Genomic DNA, 13365 nt, shown 5'->3' with positions numbered 1-13365 from the left:
TTCTCCACGGATGCTGAACATGCAAAGGCTCCAGACAGTGCTGTTGCAGTGCGCCGGTTGGCTGCTCTACATGAGCCTGCTCATGTTGATCGCCCTGGCCCTGCCGGCCGATATCTTCGACTCGCAGTCGAAGCACTTCATCTTCCTGGTCGGCGCAGTCGGCATCTGGCGCTATTCCATGGGCGCCACCCATTTCATTCGCGGCATGATCTTCCTCTACGGCGTCTACCCCTACCTGCGCCGCAAGGTGCAGAAAATGGGCGACGCCGCAGCGCCCTCGCACGTCTACCTGATGGTCACCAGCTTCCGTATCGAAGCCCTGACCACCGCCCAGGTATACAGCTCGGTGATTCGCGAGGCGATCGACTGCGGCTACCCCACCACCGTGGTCTGCTCGCTGGTGGAGATGTCCGATGAACTGCTGGTGAAAAGCCTGTGGGCCAAGTACAACCCGCCCGCCCACGTCAAACTGGACATCGTGCGCATCGCCGGCACCGGCAAGCGCGACGGTCTGGCTTACGGTTTCCGCGCCATCTCGCGGATGCTCCCGGACGAAAACGCCGTTGTAGCGGTGATCGACGGTGACACCGTGCTCGGCGAAGGCGTGGTACGCAAGACCGTGCCGTGGTTCAAGCTGTTCCCCAACGTCGGCGGCCTGACCACCAACGAATTCTGCGAAGTGCGCGGTGGCTACATCATGAGCGAGTGGCACAAGCTGCGCTTCGCCCAGCGCCACATCAACATGTGCTCGATGGCACTGAGCAAGCGCGTGCTGACCATGACCGGTCGCATGTCGATGTTCCGCGCCAGCGTAGTAACCAACCCCGAGTTCATCGCCGACGTCGAAAGCGACTCGCTGATGCACTGGCGCCTGGGCCGCTTCAAGTTCCTCACCGGTGACGACAAGTCCAGCTGGTTCAGCCTGATGCGTCTTGGCTACGACACCTTCTACGTGCCGGACGCGGCCATCAACACGGTCGAGCACCCGCCGGAAAAAAGCTTCCTCAAGGCCAGCCGCAAGCTGATGTACCGCTGGTACGGCAACAACCTGCGGCAGAACTCCCGCGCGCTGGGCCTGGGTGTAGGCCGCCTGGGGGCGTTCACCAGCATCGTGCTGTTCGACCAGCGCGTGTCGATGTGGACCAGCCTGCTGGGCCTGACCGTGGCGGTGATCGCCAGCCTCAAGTTCGGCATGGCGTACCTGCTGGTGTACCTGCTGTGGATCGGCATCACCCGCCTGATCCTGACCATCATGCTGCTGTGCTCGGGCCACAACGTCGGCCCCGCCTACCCGCTGATTCTCTATTACAACCAGATCGTCGGCGCGCTGATGAAGATCTACGTGTTCTTCCGTCTCGACAAGCAGTCCTGGACCCGCCAGCCGACTGCCCTCAAGCGCGACCTCGCCAGCTTTCAACAATGGTTCAACACCTGGTCCTCGCGGACCATGACCTTCTCGGCTGCCAGCATCTTCGTTGCTGTGCTGTTCATGGTCGTGTGAGCCCAACCCGGATCGGATCTAACAGGAACAAACCACCATGAATACCGCCGTGAACGTCAATGTCGTGCATGAGTCCGAAGCCCAGCGCCAACACGCCCGAGTGCGCATCCCGGCCAAGCTGCGCTTTTTGGACAATGAACGCCAAGCCCACGATGTGAAGGTCGACGACCTGTCCGCCGGTGGCCTGAGCTTCCACACCAAGAAGGTGCTGTCGGTGGGCGACGTACTGCGCGGGCGCCTGCAGTTCGTGGTCGACAACCTCGGGCTGTCGATGGATATCGAGTTCCAGGTGCGCTCCTACATCAGCGACAGCGGTCGTACCGGTGCGCAGTTCCAGAACCTCGAACCGCGCGACATCGCCACCCTGCGCCATATCATCACCAGCCACCTGTCGGGTGAACTGATCAGCATCGGCGATGTGCTCAGCACCCTGCAGCGCGACAACTTCACCAAGGCGCGCAAGCAGAAGGACGGCGGCTCCGGGCTGTCCGCCTTCGGCCGGCTCAAGGCCGTGACCGTGACCCTCGGCGTGTTCGTGGTCGGTGTCGCCGCCTTCGGCTTCGTCGCCAAGTCGCTGTACGGCATGTACTTCGTCAGCCACGCCGAAGCCGGTGTGGTCGCCGTGCCGACCACCACCATCACCATGCCGCGCGACGGCACCGTGAGCAGCCTGGTCGAGAGCGGTGGCCAGGTGGTCAAGGGCGCGCCGCTGGCCAGCTTCAGCACCAGCATGCTGGACATGCTCAAAGGCCACCTGGACGACTCGCAGCTGGAGCCGACCAAGGTCGAGGAACTGTTCGGCAAGCAGCTTTCCGGCACCCTCACCAGCCCCTGCGACTGTGTGGTTGCCCGCCAGCTGGTGGACGACGGCCAGTACGCCGCCAAGGGCCAGCCGATCTTCCAGCTGGTGCCACGCACCACCACACCGATGGTCGAAGCGCGCTTCAGCTACCGCCAGTTCGACGAGGTCAAGCCAGGTACCCGGGTCAACTTCCAGGTCGCCGGCGAAGACGAAGTGCGTACCGGCCAGATCGTCAGCAGCACCAGCCTCAACAGCGAAAACCTGGCGTCCGACATTCGCGTTCAGATCAAGCCAGACAGCGGCTTGCCCGCTGAACTTGCCGGGCGCCCGGCTTCGGTCAACAGCGACCGTGGCCCCTCCCTCAACTGGCTGATCGATAAAGCCGTGGCCCGTGGGCTGTAAGAGGACAAGTCGATGACTAGCAGACAACTCGGTACCTGTAGGAGCTGGCTTGCCAGCGATCGAGTGCGCAGCACTCGCCCGGCAGATGTGTCGGCTGCGACGGCCAATCGCCGGCAAGCCGGCTCCCACATTGCCGGCGTAAGCCTTGGCATCTGTAGCCTGGCCATGGCAATCGCCCTGGCCGGCTGTGCCGGCCTGCCCGACCAGCGCCTGGCCAACGAAGCCCTCAAGCGCGGCGACACCGCGCTGGCCGAGCGCAACTACAAGGCCCTGGCCGACCTCGGTTACAGCGAAGCGCAAGTGGGCCTGGCCGACATCAAGGTGGCCACCCGCGACCCGTCGCAGCTCAAGGAAGCCGAAGCCACCTACCGCGCTGCGGCGGCAACTTCGCCGCGGGCCCAGGCACGCCTTGGCCGCCTGCTGGTGGCCAAGCCCGACAGCAGCCAGGCCGAACGCGAAGAAGCCGAAAAGCTGCTCAAGGCCGCTGCCCGCCAGGGCGAAGGCAACACCCTGATCCCGCTGGCGATGCTCTACCTGACCTACCCGCAGAGCTTCCCCAACATCAACGCCCAGCAGCAGATCGACCAGTGGCGCGCCGCCGGCAACCCGGAAGCGGGCCTGGCCCAGGTGCTGCTGTACCGCACCCAGGGCACCTACGACCAGCACCTGGGTGAAGTCGAGCAGATCTGCAAGGCCGCGCTCGCCACCACCGACATCTGCTACGTCGAGTTGGCCACCGTGTACCAGAAGCGCGCACAAGCCGACCAGCAAGCTGCCCTGCTCGGCCAGCTCAAGGCCGCCTATGCCCGTGGCGCGGTGCCGGCCACCCGGGTCGACAGCGTCGCCCGCGTGCTGGCCGACCGCAGCCTCGGCCAGACCGACGAAAAATCCGCCAAGGACCTGCTCGAACAGGTCGCCCCGGCCAACCCGGCCTCCTGGGTCAGCCTGGCGCAACTGGTCTACGACTTCCCCGAGCTGGGCGACACCGACCAGCTGATGGCCTACATCGACAAGGGCCGCGCGGCCGAACAACCGCGCGCCGAGCTGCTGCTGGGCCGCCTGTACTACGAAGGCAAGACGCTGCCGGCCGATGCCGAAAAAGCCGAGCAACACCTGCAGGCCGCCGCCGATGCCGGTGAAGTCAGCGCCCACTACTACCTCGGCCAGCTGTACCGCCGAGGCTACCTGGGCGAAGTCGAACCGCAGAAGGCCGTCGACCACCTGCTCAGCGCCGCCCGCGGCGGCCAGAACAGCGCCGACTACGCCCTGGCGCAGCTGTTCAGCGAAGGCCATGGCATCCGCCCGCAACCGGGCAATGCCTGGGTGTTCGCCCAGCTGTCCCAGGTCAACCCGACGCCGCAATCCACCGAACTGCTGCAGCAGCTCGACCAGCAGCTCACGCCTGACCAGCGCAGCCAGGCCCAACGCCTGCTGGAGCAAGAGAAGCAGGCACGCGGCAGCACGGTCCAGGGTGGCAACAGCACCCTGGCCCTCGAAGCCCTGCAAGACGACGAAAAAGAAGTAGACGGTGAGGACTCGCTATGACGCTCAATCCCTTTGTGAAAGCTGGCATCGGCCTGAGCTTCGCCCTGCTGTGGTCCTGCCCGACCCTGGCCGACATGACGGCCCAGAAGAACTTCGGCCTGGACGTGAAAATCACCGGCCAGTCGGAAGACGACCGTGACCTGGGCACCCGCCCCGGTGGCGACGTCAACGGCCTGGGCCTGGACCTGCGCCCGTGGGTGTACGGCGAGCGCGGCAACTGGAGCGCCTATGCCATGGGCCAGGCCGTCGCCGCCACCGACACCATCGAAACCGACACCCTGCGCCAGAACGACGACGGCAGCACCACCGACACCGGCGACGACAGCCGCAAGCCCGACAAGAGCTACCTGGCCATGCGTGAATTCTGGGTCGGCTACAGCGGCCTCACCGCCTACCCCGGCGAGCAACTGCGCCTGGGCCGCCAGCGCCTGCGCAGCGACGACGGCATGTGGCGCGACACCAACATCGAAGCACTGAACTGGACCTTCGACACCACCCTGCTCAAGGCCGACCTGGGCGTCGCCCAGCGCTTCAGCGAATACCGCACCGACCTCACCGAGCTGGCCCCGGAAGACAAGGACCGCACGCATGTGTACGGCAACGTCGCCACGCAGTGGACACCCGGTCACTGGGTCGGCGTGCGTGCCCACCACACCCATGACAGCGGCAGCCTGAAGAACCCTGGCGAGACCATCGACGCGCTGGACAAGACCCGCACCGGCGACCTCACCTGGCTGGGCCTTGAGGCCAACAGCGACGCCTACAACTGGCGCAACGACCACACCGTCAACTACTGGGGCAGCGTCACCTGGCTGACCGGCGATCGCGACACCCTCAGCAGCCAGCAGGTAGGCGACCAGCAAGTGGCCACCGGCAAGCAGAGCGGCGACGTCAACGCCTGGGCCACCGACCTCGGCATCCGCCTGCGCCTGGACCCGCAATGGCAGGTCGGCGCGGCCTACGCCCGCGGCAGCGGCGGCGGTGGCGACGACGGCTCGAACAACTTCGAGCAGACCGGCCTTGAGAGCAACCGCTCCAACTTCACCGGTACCCGCTCGCGCGTACACCGCTTCGGCGAAGCCTTCCGTGGCGAGCTGGGCAACCTGCAGGCGGCCACCCTGTTCGCCTCCTGGCAGCTGCGCGACGACTACGACGCCAGCTTCATCTACCACAAGTTCTGGCGTGTCGATGGCTCGCAGAACATCGGCTCCAGCGGCATCAACGCGGCCGTCAACGACAACGGCGTCAGCCGCCCGCTGGTCGACGGCGAGAAAGACCTCGGCCAGGAAATGGACGTGGTCGTGACCAAGTACTTCAAGCAAGGCCTGCTGCCGGCCTCCATGAGCCAGGCCATCGACGAGCCGTCCGCACTGGTGCGCCTGCGCGCCGGTGTGTTCAAGCCGGGCGATGCCTATGGCAAGGAAACGGACTCGTACATGCACCGCGCCTTCGTCGACGTGATCTGGCACTTCTGAGGCCGGGAGAGGACCTGCAATGAACCTTCACCCGCACTTACGTCACAGCCTCCTGGCCAGCGCCCTGTTGCTGGCAAGCAGCCTGGCCGTCGCCGCAGAACCTGCGGTGATCGCCAAGGAGCTGCAGCAGGCCAAGACCTACACCGTGTCCAGCGCGCCGACCGAGCCGCTGCACATGGACCCGCCGAAACTGCCCGACCTCAGCGGCTATACAGCCGAGGCCGTGCAGAAAAAGATCGACCGTCGCCACAAGGGCAAGGTCAGCGTGCGGCGCATGCTGCAGGAAGAGTCGCTCAAGGAATTCATCGGCGGTGACAACAAGGCGGCCGAGTGGGTGCAGCGCCAGCACGGCATCCCCCAGGCGATCTTCGTCGATGATGGCCATGTCGACCTGGTGCAACTGAGCAAACAGGTGCCCAAGCAGTACCTCAGCGAGGTCGAGCCGGGCGTTTACCTGGCACGCCTGCCGATCGTGGTCGGGCAGAAGGGCATCCTGGAAATCGACGGCAAGGTCAAGCAGCTGCGCCTTTCCCAGGACCGCGGCGCATTCCTGGTCAACGACGGCAAGCTGTTCGTCAGCGACACCCAGGTGACGGGCTGGCGCGAGAAGGACAACGGCCCCGCCACGTTCCGCTCGCCCACCGAGTTCCGTCCGTTCCTGCTGTCGTGGGGCGGCACCGAGACCTACATCGTCAATACCAAGATGGCCAGCTTCGGCTACGCCAAGTCCAAGTCGTATGGCGTGAGCATCTCGCAATACACGCCGAACATGTCCAAGCGCATGGGCCGCGCGGAGCCCACCGGCTGGATCATCGGCTCGGAATTCAGCGACATGTGGTACGGCTTCTATTGCTACGAGACTCAGGACTTCGTGGTCAAGGACAACACCTACCGCGACAACATCGTCTATGGCATCGACCCGCACGACCGTTCGCACCGTCTGATCATCGCCGGCAACACCGTTTACGGCACCAAGAAGAAGCACGGGATCATCGTCTCGCGTGAGGTCAACGACAGCTGGATCATCAACAACAAGAGCTATGACAACAAGCTCTCGGGCGTGGTGATCGACCGTAACAGCGTCAACAACCTGATCGCCTACAACGAGATCTACCGCAACCACACCGACGGCATCACCCTGTACGAAAGCGGCGACAACCTGATCTGGGGCAACAAGCTGATCAACAACCGTCGCCACGGCATCCGCGTGCGCAACAGCGTGAACATCCGCCTGTACGAAAACGTCGCCATGGCCAACGGCCTGGTCGGGGTGTACGGGCACATCAAGGACCTGTCCGACACCGACCGCGACATCGACCTCGACCCGTTCGACACCAAGGTGTCGCTGATCGTGGTCGGCGGCGAACTGGCGGCCAACGGTTCCGGCCCCCTGTCGATCGACTCGCCGCTTTCGGTGGAGTTGTACAAGGTCTCCATGCTCGCCCCGCGCAAGTCCAACGGCATCAGCCTCAACGGCATCCTCGGCGAGCGCCAGGACGAAATCCTCGACCTGCTGGTGCGCCAGCAGAAGGCCGTGCTGATCGACCCGGTCGAACGCCAGACCGAAATGATCGATTAAGGAAGCCCAGACCATGACCCCACACTTGATGAAACTGCTGGGCCTGTCCGCCGCCCTCCTGGCCATCAGCCAGGGCGTGCGCGCCGACGAAGTGAAGGCACCGACCTTTACTGCCGAGCCTTGCTGCCAGCTGTGCCCCGAGGCGCATGACGCCAGCCGCTACACCACCCGCTACCAGCAGAACTTCACCACGCTGGTGCAGGCCAAGGGCGACTGGCTGTTCCGTACCCGCGAAGACCTGCGCACCGAGTTCAACACCACCGCGGCCGGCTACAAGCGCCTGCAGCAGGTGCATGACGCGTTCAAGAAGCGCGGCGTGGAACTGGTCGTGGTCTACCAGCCGACCCGTGGCCTGGTGAACCGCAACATGCTTGAGCCCGCCGAGAAAGCCGCCTTCGACTACCAGAAGGCCCTGGGCAACTACAAGGCCATGCTCAAGCGCTTCGCCAGCATGGGCTACAACGTGCCCGACCTGTCGCCGCTGACCAACGAGCAACTGGCCGCCGCCGACCAGGGCAAGGACTTCTACTTCCGTGGCGACCAGCACTGGACGCCTTATGGCGCCGAACGCGCGGCGAAGATCGTGGCCGATACCGTGCACAAGATGCCGGCCTTCGAAGGCATCCCGCGCAAGGAATTCGAAACCCACAAATCTGGCCGCATGGGCAAGACCGGCACCCTGCACAACGTCGCCGGCCAGCTCTGCGGCACCAGCTACGCGGTGCAGTACATGGACCAGTTCGCCACCGAACCGAAAGGTTCGAGCGGCGGCGGCGACGACCTGTTCGGTGACGGCGGCAACGCCCAGATCACCCTGGTCGGCACCAGCCACAGCGGCAAGAACTACAACTTCTCGGGCTTCCTCGAACAGTACATCGGCGCCGACGTGCTCAACGTCGCCTTCCCCGGCGGTGGCCTGGAAGGCTCGATGATCCAGTACCTGGGCAGCGAGGAGTTCCAGAACAACCCGCCGAAGATCCTCGTCTGGGAGTTCTCGCCGCTGTATCGCCTGGACCAGGAAACCATCTGGCGGCAGATCCTCGGCCTGCTCGATGACGGCTGCGATGCACGCCCGGCGCTGATGAGCGCCAGCGCCACGCTCAAACCCGGCAAGAACGAGCTGATGGTCAACGGCAAGGGCGGCGTGATCAAGGACCTGATCAACCGCAACCTGCAGATGGACGTCAAGTTCGAAGACCCTTCGGTGAAGGTGCTGCAGGCAACCCTCTGGTACCTCAACGGCCGCCACGAGGACATCAAGCTGGAAAAACCGGAAACCTCCGACACCGACGGCCGCTTCGTCTTCCAGATGCGCGAGGACGAGGACTGGGCCAGCCAGAACCTGCTGGCCTTCGAGATCCAAGGTCCGGAAAAAGGCACCCAGAAGGTCGAGGCCAAGCTCTGCAAACGCAACAACTTCGCCGTGCCCGCGCAAACCGCGCAGGCCGGCCAGTGAGGCGACCATGACTGCATTCAAGCGAACCTTCAGCCCAGCCCTGCTCGCCCTGGCGATGTTCGGTGGTGCCGCGCATGCCGCGCTGGTGCCGCCCCAGGGTTACTACGAGGGCATCGAGAAGCTCAAGACCCGCGACGGCAACTTCCGCTGCGAAGCGGCGCCCAAGCCCTACACCGGCGCGCTGCAGTTTCGCAGCAAGTACGAAGGCTCGGACAAGGCGCGGGCCACCCTGAACCTGGACTCCGAAGCAGCCTTCCGCGACTCCACCAAGGACATCACCACCCTGGAGCGCGGCGTGGCCAAGATGGTCAACCAGTACATGCGCGACGGCCGCCCGGCGCAGCTCGACTGCACCCTGACCTGGCTGGGTACCTGGGCGCGTGCCGATGCGCTGATGTCCAGCGACTACAACCACACCGGCAAGTCGATGCGCAAATGGGCGCTGGGCAGCATGAGCGGCTCGTGGTTGCGCCTGAAGTTCTCGAACTCGCAGCCGCTGGCCGCGCACCAGGCCGAAGCCGAGCTGATCGAGAAGTGGTTCGCCCGCCTCGCCGAGCAGACCGTGCGCGACTGGAGCAACCTGCCGCTGGAGAAGATCAACAACCACAGCTACTGGGCGGCCTGGTCGGTGATGGCCACCGCCGTGGCCACTGACCGGCGCGACCTGTTCGACTGGTCGGTGAAGGAATACAAGGTCGGCGCCAACCAGGTCGACGACCAGGGCTTTTTGCCCAACGAGCTCAAGCGCAAGCAGCGCGCATTGGCCTACCACAACTACGCCCTGCCGCCGCTGGCGATGATCGCCAGCTTCGCCCAGGCCAACGGCGTGGATGTGCGCGGCGAGAACGACAACGCGCTGCAGCGCCTGGCTCAGCGCGTGCTGGCCGGGTCCAGGGACCCGAGCGCGTTCAAGACTCGCAATGGCGAGAAGCAGGACATGAAGGACCTGAAGATCGACAGCAAGTACGCCTGGATGGAGCCGTACTGCACGCTCTATTCATGCAATGCCGACACCCTGCAGCGCAAGCGCGGCATGCAGCCGTTCGACAGCTTCAGGCTGGGTGGCAACCTGACCCGGGTCTACGACCCGAGCGCGGAAACCAAGAAGTAACGCAAAACCCTGTGGGAGCCGGCTTGCCGGCGATGGGCCGCAAAGCGGCCCCGACTACCGATGAGCAAGGCTGTCGCCTTGCATCGCCGGCAAGCCAGCTCCTACAGGAACACGAGGTGCTCTCCGGTTTTTGCGCTGGGGGGTTTGGGGGGCGCTTTGCCCCGGATGCTGTGAACAATAAGGAGAACCGGGATGGTCTTCTCGTCCAACGTGTTCCTGTTCCTGTTCTTGCCGATCTTCCTCGGCTTGTACTACCTGAGCGGGCAACGCTATCGGAACCTGCTGCTGCTGGTCGCCAGCTACATCTTCTACGCCTGGTGGCGGGTGGACTTCCTCGCCCTGTTCGCCGGGGTGACCCTGTGGAACTACTGGATCGGCCTGAAAGTCGGCGCCGCCGGCGTGCGCACCAAGCCGGCCCAGCGCTGGCTGCTGATCGGCGTGGGCGTCGACCTGGCGATCCTCGGCTACTTCAAGTACGCCAACTTCGGCGTCGACAGCCTCAACGCGATCGTCAGCTCGTTTGGCCTGGAGCCGTTCATCCTGACCCACGTGCTGTTGCCAATCGGTATCTCGTTCTACATCTTCGAGTCGATCAGCTACATCATCGACGTGTACCGCGGCGACACCCCGGCCACCCGTAACCTGATCGACTTCGCCGCATTCGTGGCGATCTTCCCGCACCTGATCGCCGGCCCTGTGCTGCGTTTCAAGGACCTGGTCGACCAGTTCAACAACCGCACCCACACCCTGGACAAGTTCTCCGAAGGCTGCACCCGCTTCATGCAGGGCTTCATCAAGAAAGTGTTCATCGCCGACACCCTGGCGGTGGTGGCCGACCATTGCTTCGCCCTGCAGAACCCGACCACGGGCGATGCCTGGCTGGGCGCCCTGGCCTACACCGCGCAGCTGTACTTCGACTTCTCCGGCTACAGCGACATGGCCATCGGCCTGGGCCTGATGATGGGCTTCCGCTTCATGGAGAACTTCAAGCAGCCGTACATCAGCCAGTCGATCACCGAGTTCTGGCGCCGCTGGCACATCAGCCTGTCGACCTGGCTGCGCGACTACCTGTACATCACCCTGGGCGGCAACCGCAAAGGCACCTTCAACACCTACCGCAACCTGTTCCTGACCATGCTGCTGGGCGGCCTGTGGCACGGTGCCAACTTCACCTACATCATCTGGGGCGCCTGGCACGGCATGTGGCTGGCGATCGAGCGGACGCTGGGCCTCGACACCAACCCGCAGCGTTTCAACCCGGTCAAGTGGGCGTTCACCTTCCTGCTGGTGGTGGTCGGCTGGGTGATCTTCCGCGCCGAAAACCTGGCCGTGGCCGGCCGCATGTATGGCGCTATGTTCAGCTTCGGCGAATGGCAGCTGTCGGAGCTCAACCGCGCCCAGCTCACCGGGCTGCAGGTGGCGACGCTGGTCATCGCCTACCTCACCCTGGCGTTCTTCGGCCTGCGTGACTTCTACCGCAACGCCAAGCCGACGGCCAAGGCCACCCCGGTGCAAGTCAATGCCGACGGCTCGCTCGGCCTGGACTGGACGCGCGTCATGTCGCGCGCCCTGATCCTGATGCTGTTCGCAGCCTCGATCCTCAAGCTTTCGGCGCAGAGCTACTCGCCGTTCCTCTACTTCCAGTTCTGAGGTTGATGACCATGACCCGGACATTACGCATCACTTACTCCCTGTCGTTCCTCGGCCTGCTGGTGGGCATGGGCGTGTGGTCCACCGGTGGCCTGCAAAGCTTCCAGCGCACCGAGCAGATGACCCTGCTCAACGGCAAGCTGGCCAAGGCCGCCGAGACCCACTACGACGAGCAGTTCCCGATCAAGCGCCTGGGCACCAACCTCTGGGCCGCGCTGGACTTCAAGCTGTTCAACGAAGGCCGCCCCGGCGTGGTGCTGGGCCGCGACCAGTGGCTGTTCAGCGATGAAGAGTTCAAGCCCACGGCCGGTGCCGAACAACTGATGCAGGAAAACCTGGCGCTGATCCGGGGCGTGCGCGACACCCTGCAGCAGCACGGCAGCCAGCTGGTGCTGGCGATCGTGCCGGCCAAGGCGCGTATCTACTCGGAATACCTGGGCAAGGAGCAGCCAGCCAGCCTGCATGACGACCTGTACAACCAGTTCCATGCCCAGGTCCGCCAGGCCAACGTGTTCGCCCCGGACCTGCAGGCAGCGATGGAGCAGGCCAAGGCCCGCGGCCAGGTGTTCCTGCGCACCGACACCCACTGGACACCGATGGGTGCCGAAGTCGCCGCCCAGGCCCTGGCCGAGGCGGTCAGCCGCCAGAGCCTGCTCAACGGCGATCCGCAGACCTTCATCACCGAAGCCGGCGACACCGCGCCGTACAAAGGCGACCTGACCAACTTCCTGCCGCTCGACCCGCTGTTCAGCAACCTGTTGCCGAGCCCGGACAACCTGCAGCAACGCACGACCCGACCCGCCGAGGCTCAGGCTGATGCCGGCGACGCCCTGTTCGCCGACAGACAGATCCCGGTCGCCCTGGTGGGCACCAGCTACAGCGCCAACCCGCACTGGAACTTCCTCGGCGCGCTGCAGCAGGCCCTGCACAGCGACGTCGCCAACTACGCCGAAGACGGCCACGGGCCGCTGCTGCCGATGCTCAAGTACCTGCAAAGCGATGCCTTCAAGAACGCCGCGCCACAAGTGGTGGTGTGGGAATTCCCCGAGCGTTATCTGCCAATGAAGAACGACCTCAGCAGCTTCGATCCGCAGTGGATCGCGCAGCTGAAGAACTCCCGTAAATCCGAAGAAAACCTGGCCTTGTCGTCCACCCGGACGGACCACTGATAGATAGAGAGGAACACGCACATGACTACCAAGACTTCCATTGCCAAAGCCCTCACCCTCGCGGCCGGCCTGTCTCTCGCCTCCCTGCAGGCCTTCGCCGGTGCCGACGCCGCGCTGTACGGCCCGACCGCACCGAAAGGCTCGACCTTCGTGCGCCTGTACAACGCTGCCAGCGCCCCCGCCGCCGCCAGCGTCGGCAACACCCAGATCAAGCAGGTCGGCGCCCAGGCCAGCAGCGACTTCAGCTTCCTGCCAGGGGGTGACTACACCGCCCAGGTCGGCGGCAAGAGCGTCCCGGTCAAGCTGGCGGCAGACAAGTACTACACCCTGGTCAACAACAACGGCGCCAATCCGCAACTGATCGAAGAACCACCGTTCAAGAACAAGCAGAAAGCCCTGGTGCGCGTGCAGAACCTGACTGACCAGGCCCTGACCCTGAAAACCGCCGACGGCAAGACCGAAGTGGTCCAGTCGGTGGCCGCCAAGGGCCGTGGCGAGCGCGAGATCAATCCGGTCAAGGTCAACCTGGCCCTGTTCGAAGGCGACAAGAAAGTCGGCGACCTGAAACCGGTCGCCCTGGAGCGCGGCGAAGCTGCCGTGCTGTACGTCACTGGCTCCGGCAGCAATCTGTCGCCGGTCTGGGTCACTCGCCCAGTGTCCACTAACTGATCCCCT

10 protein-coding genes are annotated in these 13365 nt (G+C 64.6%); all 10 read left to right on the top strand.

The window, feature by feature from the left end; translation table 11 throughout:
- The first annotated feature begins 19 nt into the window (after nucleotides 1–19).
- Nucleotides 20–1501 (top strand): glycosyltransferase family 2 protein, encoded by a 1482-nt coding sequence (locus ACIPZB_RS12990; RefSeq protein WP_008100021.1) that lies wholly within the window; start codon nucleotides 20–22, stop codon nucleotides 1499–1501.
- Between the two features lie 37 nt (nucleotides 1502–1538).
- Nucleotides 1539–2705 (top strand): PilZ domain-containing protein, encoded by a 1167-nt coding sequence (locus tag ACIPZB_RS12985; protein ID WP_400640517.1) that lies wholly within the window; start codon nucleotides 1539–1541, stop codon nucleotides 2703–2705.
- Between the two features lie 165 nt (nucleotides 2706–2870).
- Entirely contained in the window at nucleotides 2871–4250 is a 1380-nt protein-coding gene (gene algK, locus ACIPZB_RS12980) for an alginate biosynthesis TPR repeat lipoprotein AlgK (protein ID WP_400640932.1), read from the top strand.
- Nucleotides 4247–5725 carry an alginate export family protein gene (locus ACIPZB_RS12975; protein WP_400640516.1) on the top strand — a complete coding sequence of 493 codons (1479 nt, stop codon included), beginning with the start codon at nucleotides 4247–4249 and terminating at the stop codon, nucleotides 5723–5725. Before algK ends, ACIPZB_RS12975 begins: the two co-directional genes overlap by 4 nt.
- A 19-nt stretch (nucleotides 5726–5744) precedes the next feature.
- Nucleotides 5745–7304 carry a mannuronan 5-epimerase AlgG gene (algG, locus tag ACIPZB_RS12970; RefSeq protein ID WP_400640515.1) on the top strand — a complete coding sequence of 520 codons (1560 nt, stop codon included), beginning with the start codon at nucleotides 5745–5747 and terminating at the stop codon, nucleotides 7302–7304.
- A 13-nt stretch (nucleotides 7305–7317) separates the two neighbouring features.
- Nucleotides 7318–8760 carry an alginate O-acetyltransferase gene (locus ACIPZB_RS12965; RefSeq protein WP_400640514.1) on the top strand — a complete coding sequence of 481 codons (1443 nt, stop codon included), beginning with the start codon at nucleotides 7318–7320 and terminating at the stop codon, nucleotides 8758–8760.
- Nucleotides 8761–8767: 7 nt separating this feature from the next.
- The gene (locus tag ACIPZB_RS12960) at nucleotides 8768–9871 is read left to right on the top strand and encodes a mannuronate-specific alginate lyase (RefSeq protein WP_400640513.1); all 1104 of its coding nucleotides are present in this window, start codon (nucleotides 8768–8770) and stop codon (nucleotides 9869–9871) included.
- Between the two features lie 192 nt (nucleotides 9872–10063).
- A complete protein-coding gene (locus ACIPZB_RS12955) occupies nucleotides 10064–11521 on the top strand; it encodes an MBOAT family O-acyltransferase (RefSeq protein WP_400640512.1) in 1458 nt (485 codons plus the stop codon).
- Between the two features lie 11 nt (nucleotides 11522–11532).
- The gene (locus ACIPZB_RS12950) at nucleotides 11533–12690 is read left to right on the top strand and encodes an alginate O-acetyltransferase (protein ID WP_400640511.1); all 1158 of its coding nucleotides are present in this window, start codon (nucleotides 11533–11535) and stop codon (nucleotides 12688–12690) included.
- 21 nt (nucleotides 12691–12711) lie between these two features.
- Nucleotides 12712–13359 (top strand): alginate O-acetyltransferase AlgF, encoded by a 648-nt coding sequence (locus ACIPZB_RS12945; RefSeq protein ID WP_400640510.1) that lies wholly within the window; start codon nucleotides 12712–12714, stop codon nucleotides 13357–13359.
- Nucleotides 13360–13365: the final 6 nt, after the last annotated feature.

The sequence above is a fragment of the Pseudomonas sp. NPDC089396 genome (assembly GCF_044749545.1).
Taxonomy (GTDB): Bacteria; Pseudomonadota; Gammaproteobacteria; order Pseudomonadales; family Pseudomonadaceae; genus Aquipseudomonas.
The sequence above is the reverse complement of the archived record's forward strand: the minus strand, read 5'-3'. Positions and strand labels throughout refer to the sequence as shown.

Coding starts and splice junctions, on each gene's coding strand:
- ACIPZB_RS12950 (WP_400640511.1), top strand. CDS start 11,533: ATGACCCGGACATTACGCATCACTTACTCCCTGTCGTTCCTCGGCCTG.
- ACIPZB_RS12955 (WP_400640512.1), top strand. CDS start 10,064: ATGGTCTTCTCGTCCAACGTGTTCCTGTTCCTGTTCTTGCCGATCTTC.
- ACIPZB_RS12990 (WP_008100021.1), top strand. CDS start 20: ATGCAAAGGCTCCAGACAGTGCTGTTGCAGTGCGCCGGTTGGCTGCTC.
- ACIPZB_RS12945 (WP_400640510.1), top strand. CDS start 12,712: ATGACTACCAAGACTTCCATTGCCAAAGCCCTCACCCTCGCGGCCGGC.
- ACIPZB_RS12960 (WP_400640513.1), top strand. CDS start 8,768: ATGACTGCATTCAAGCGAACCTTCAGCCCAGCCCTGCTCGCCCTGGCG.
- algK (WP_400640932.1), top strand. CDS start 2,871: ATGGCAATCGCCCTGGCCGGCTGTGCCGGCCTGCCCGACCAGCGCCTG.
- ACIPZB_RS12965 (WP_400640514.1), top strand. CDS start 7,318: ATGACCCCACACTTGATGAAACTGCTGGGCCTGTCCGCCGCCCTCCTG.
- algG (WP_400640515.1), top strand. CDS start 5,745: ATGAACCTTCACCCGCACTTACGTCACAGCCTCCTGGCCAGCGCCCTG.
- ACIPZB_RS12985 (WP_400640517.1), top strand. CDS start 1,539: ATGAATACCGCCGTGAACGTCAATGTCGTGCATGAGTCCGAAGCCCAG.
- ACIPZB_RS12975 (WP_400640516.1), top strand. CDS start 4,247: ATGACGCTCAATCCCTTTGTGAAAGCTGGCATCGGCCTGAGCTTCGCC.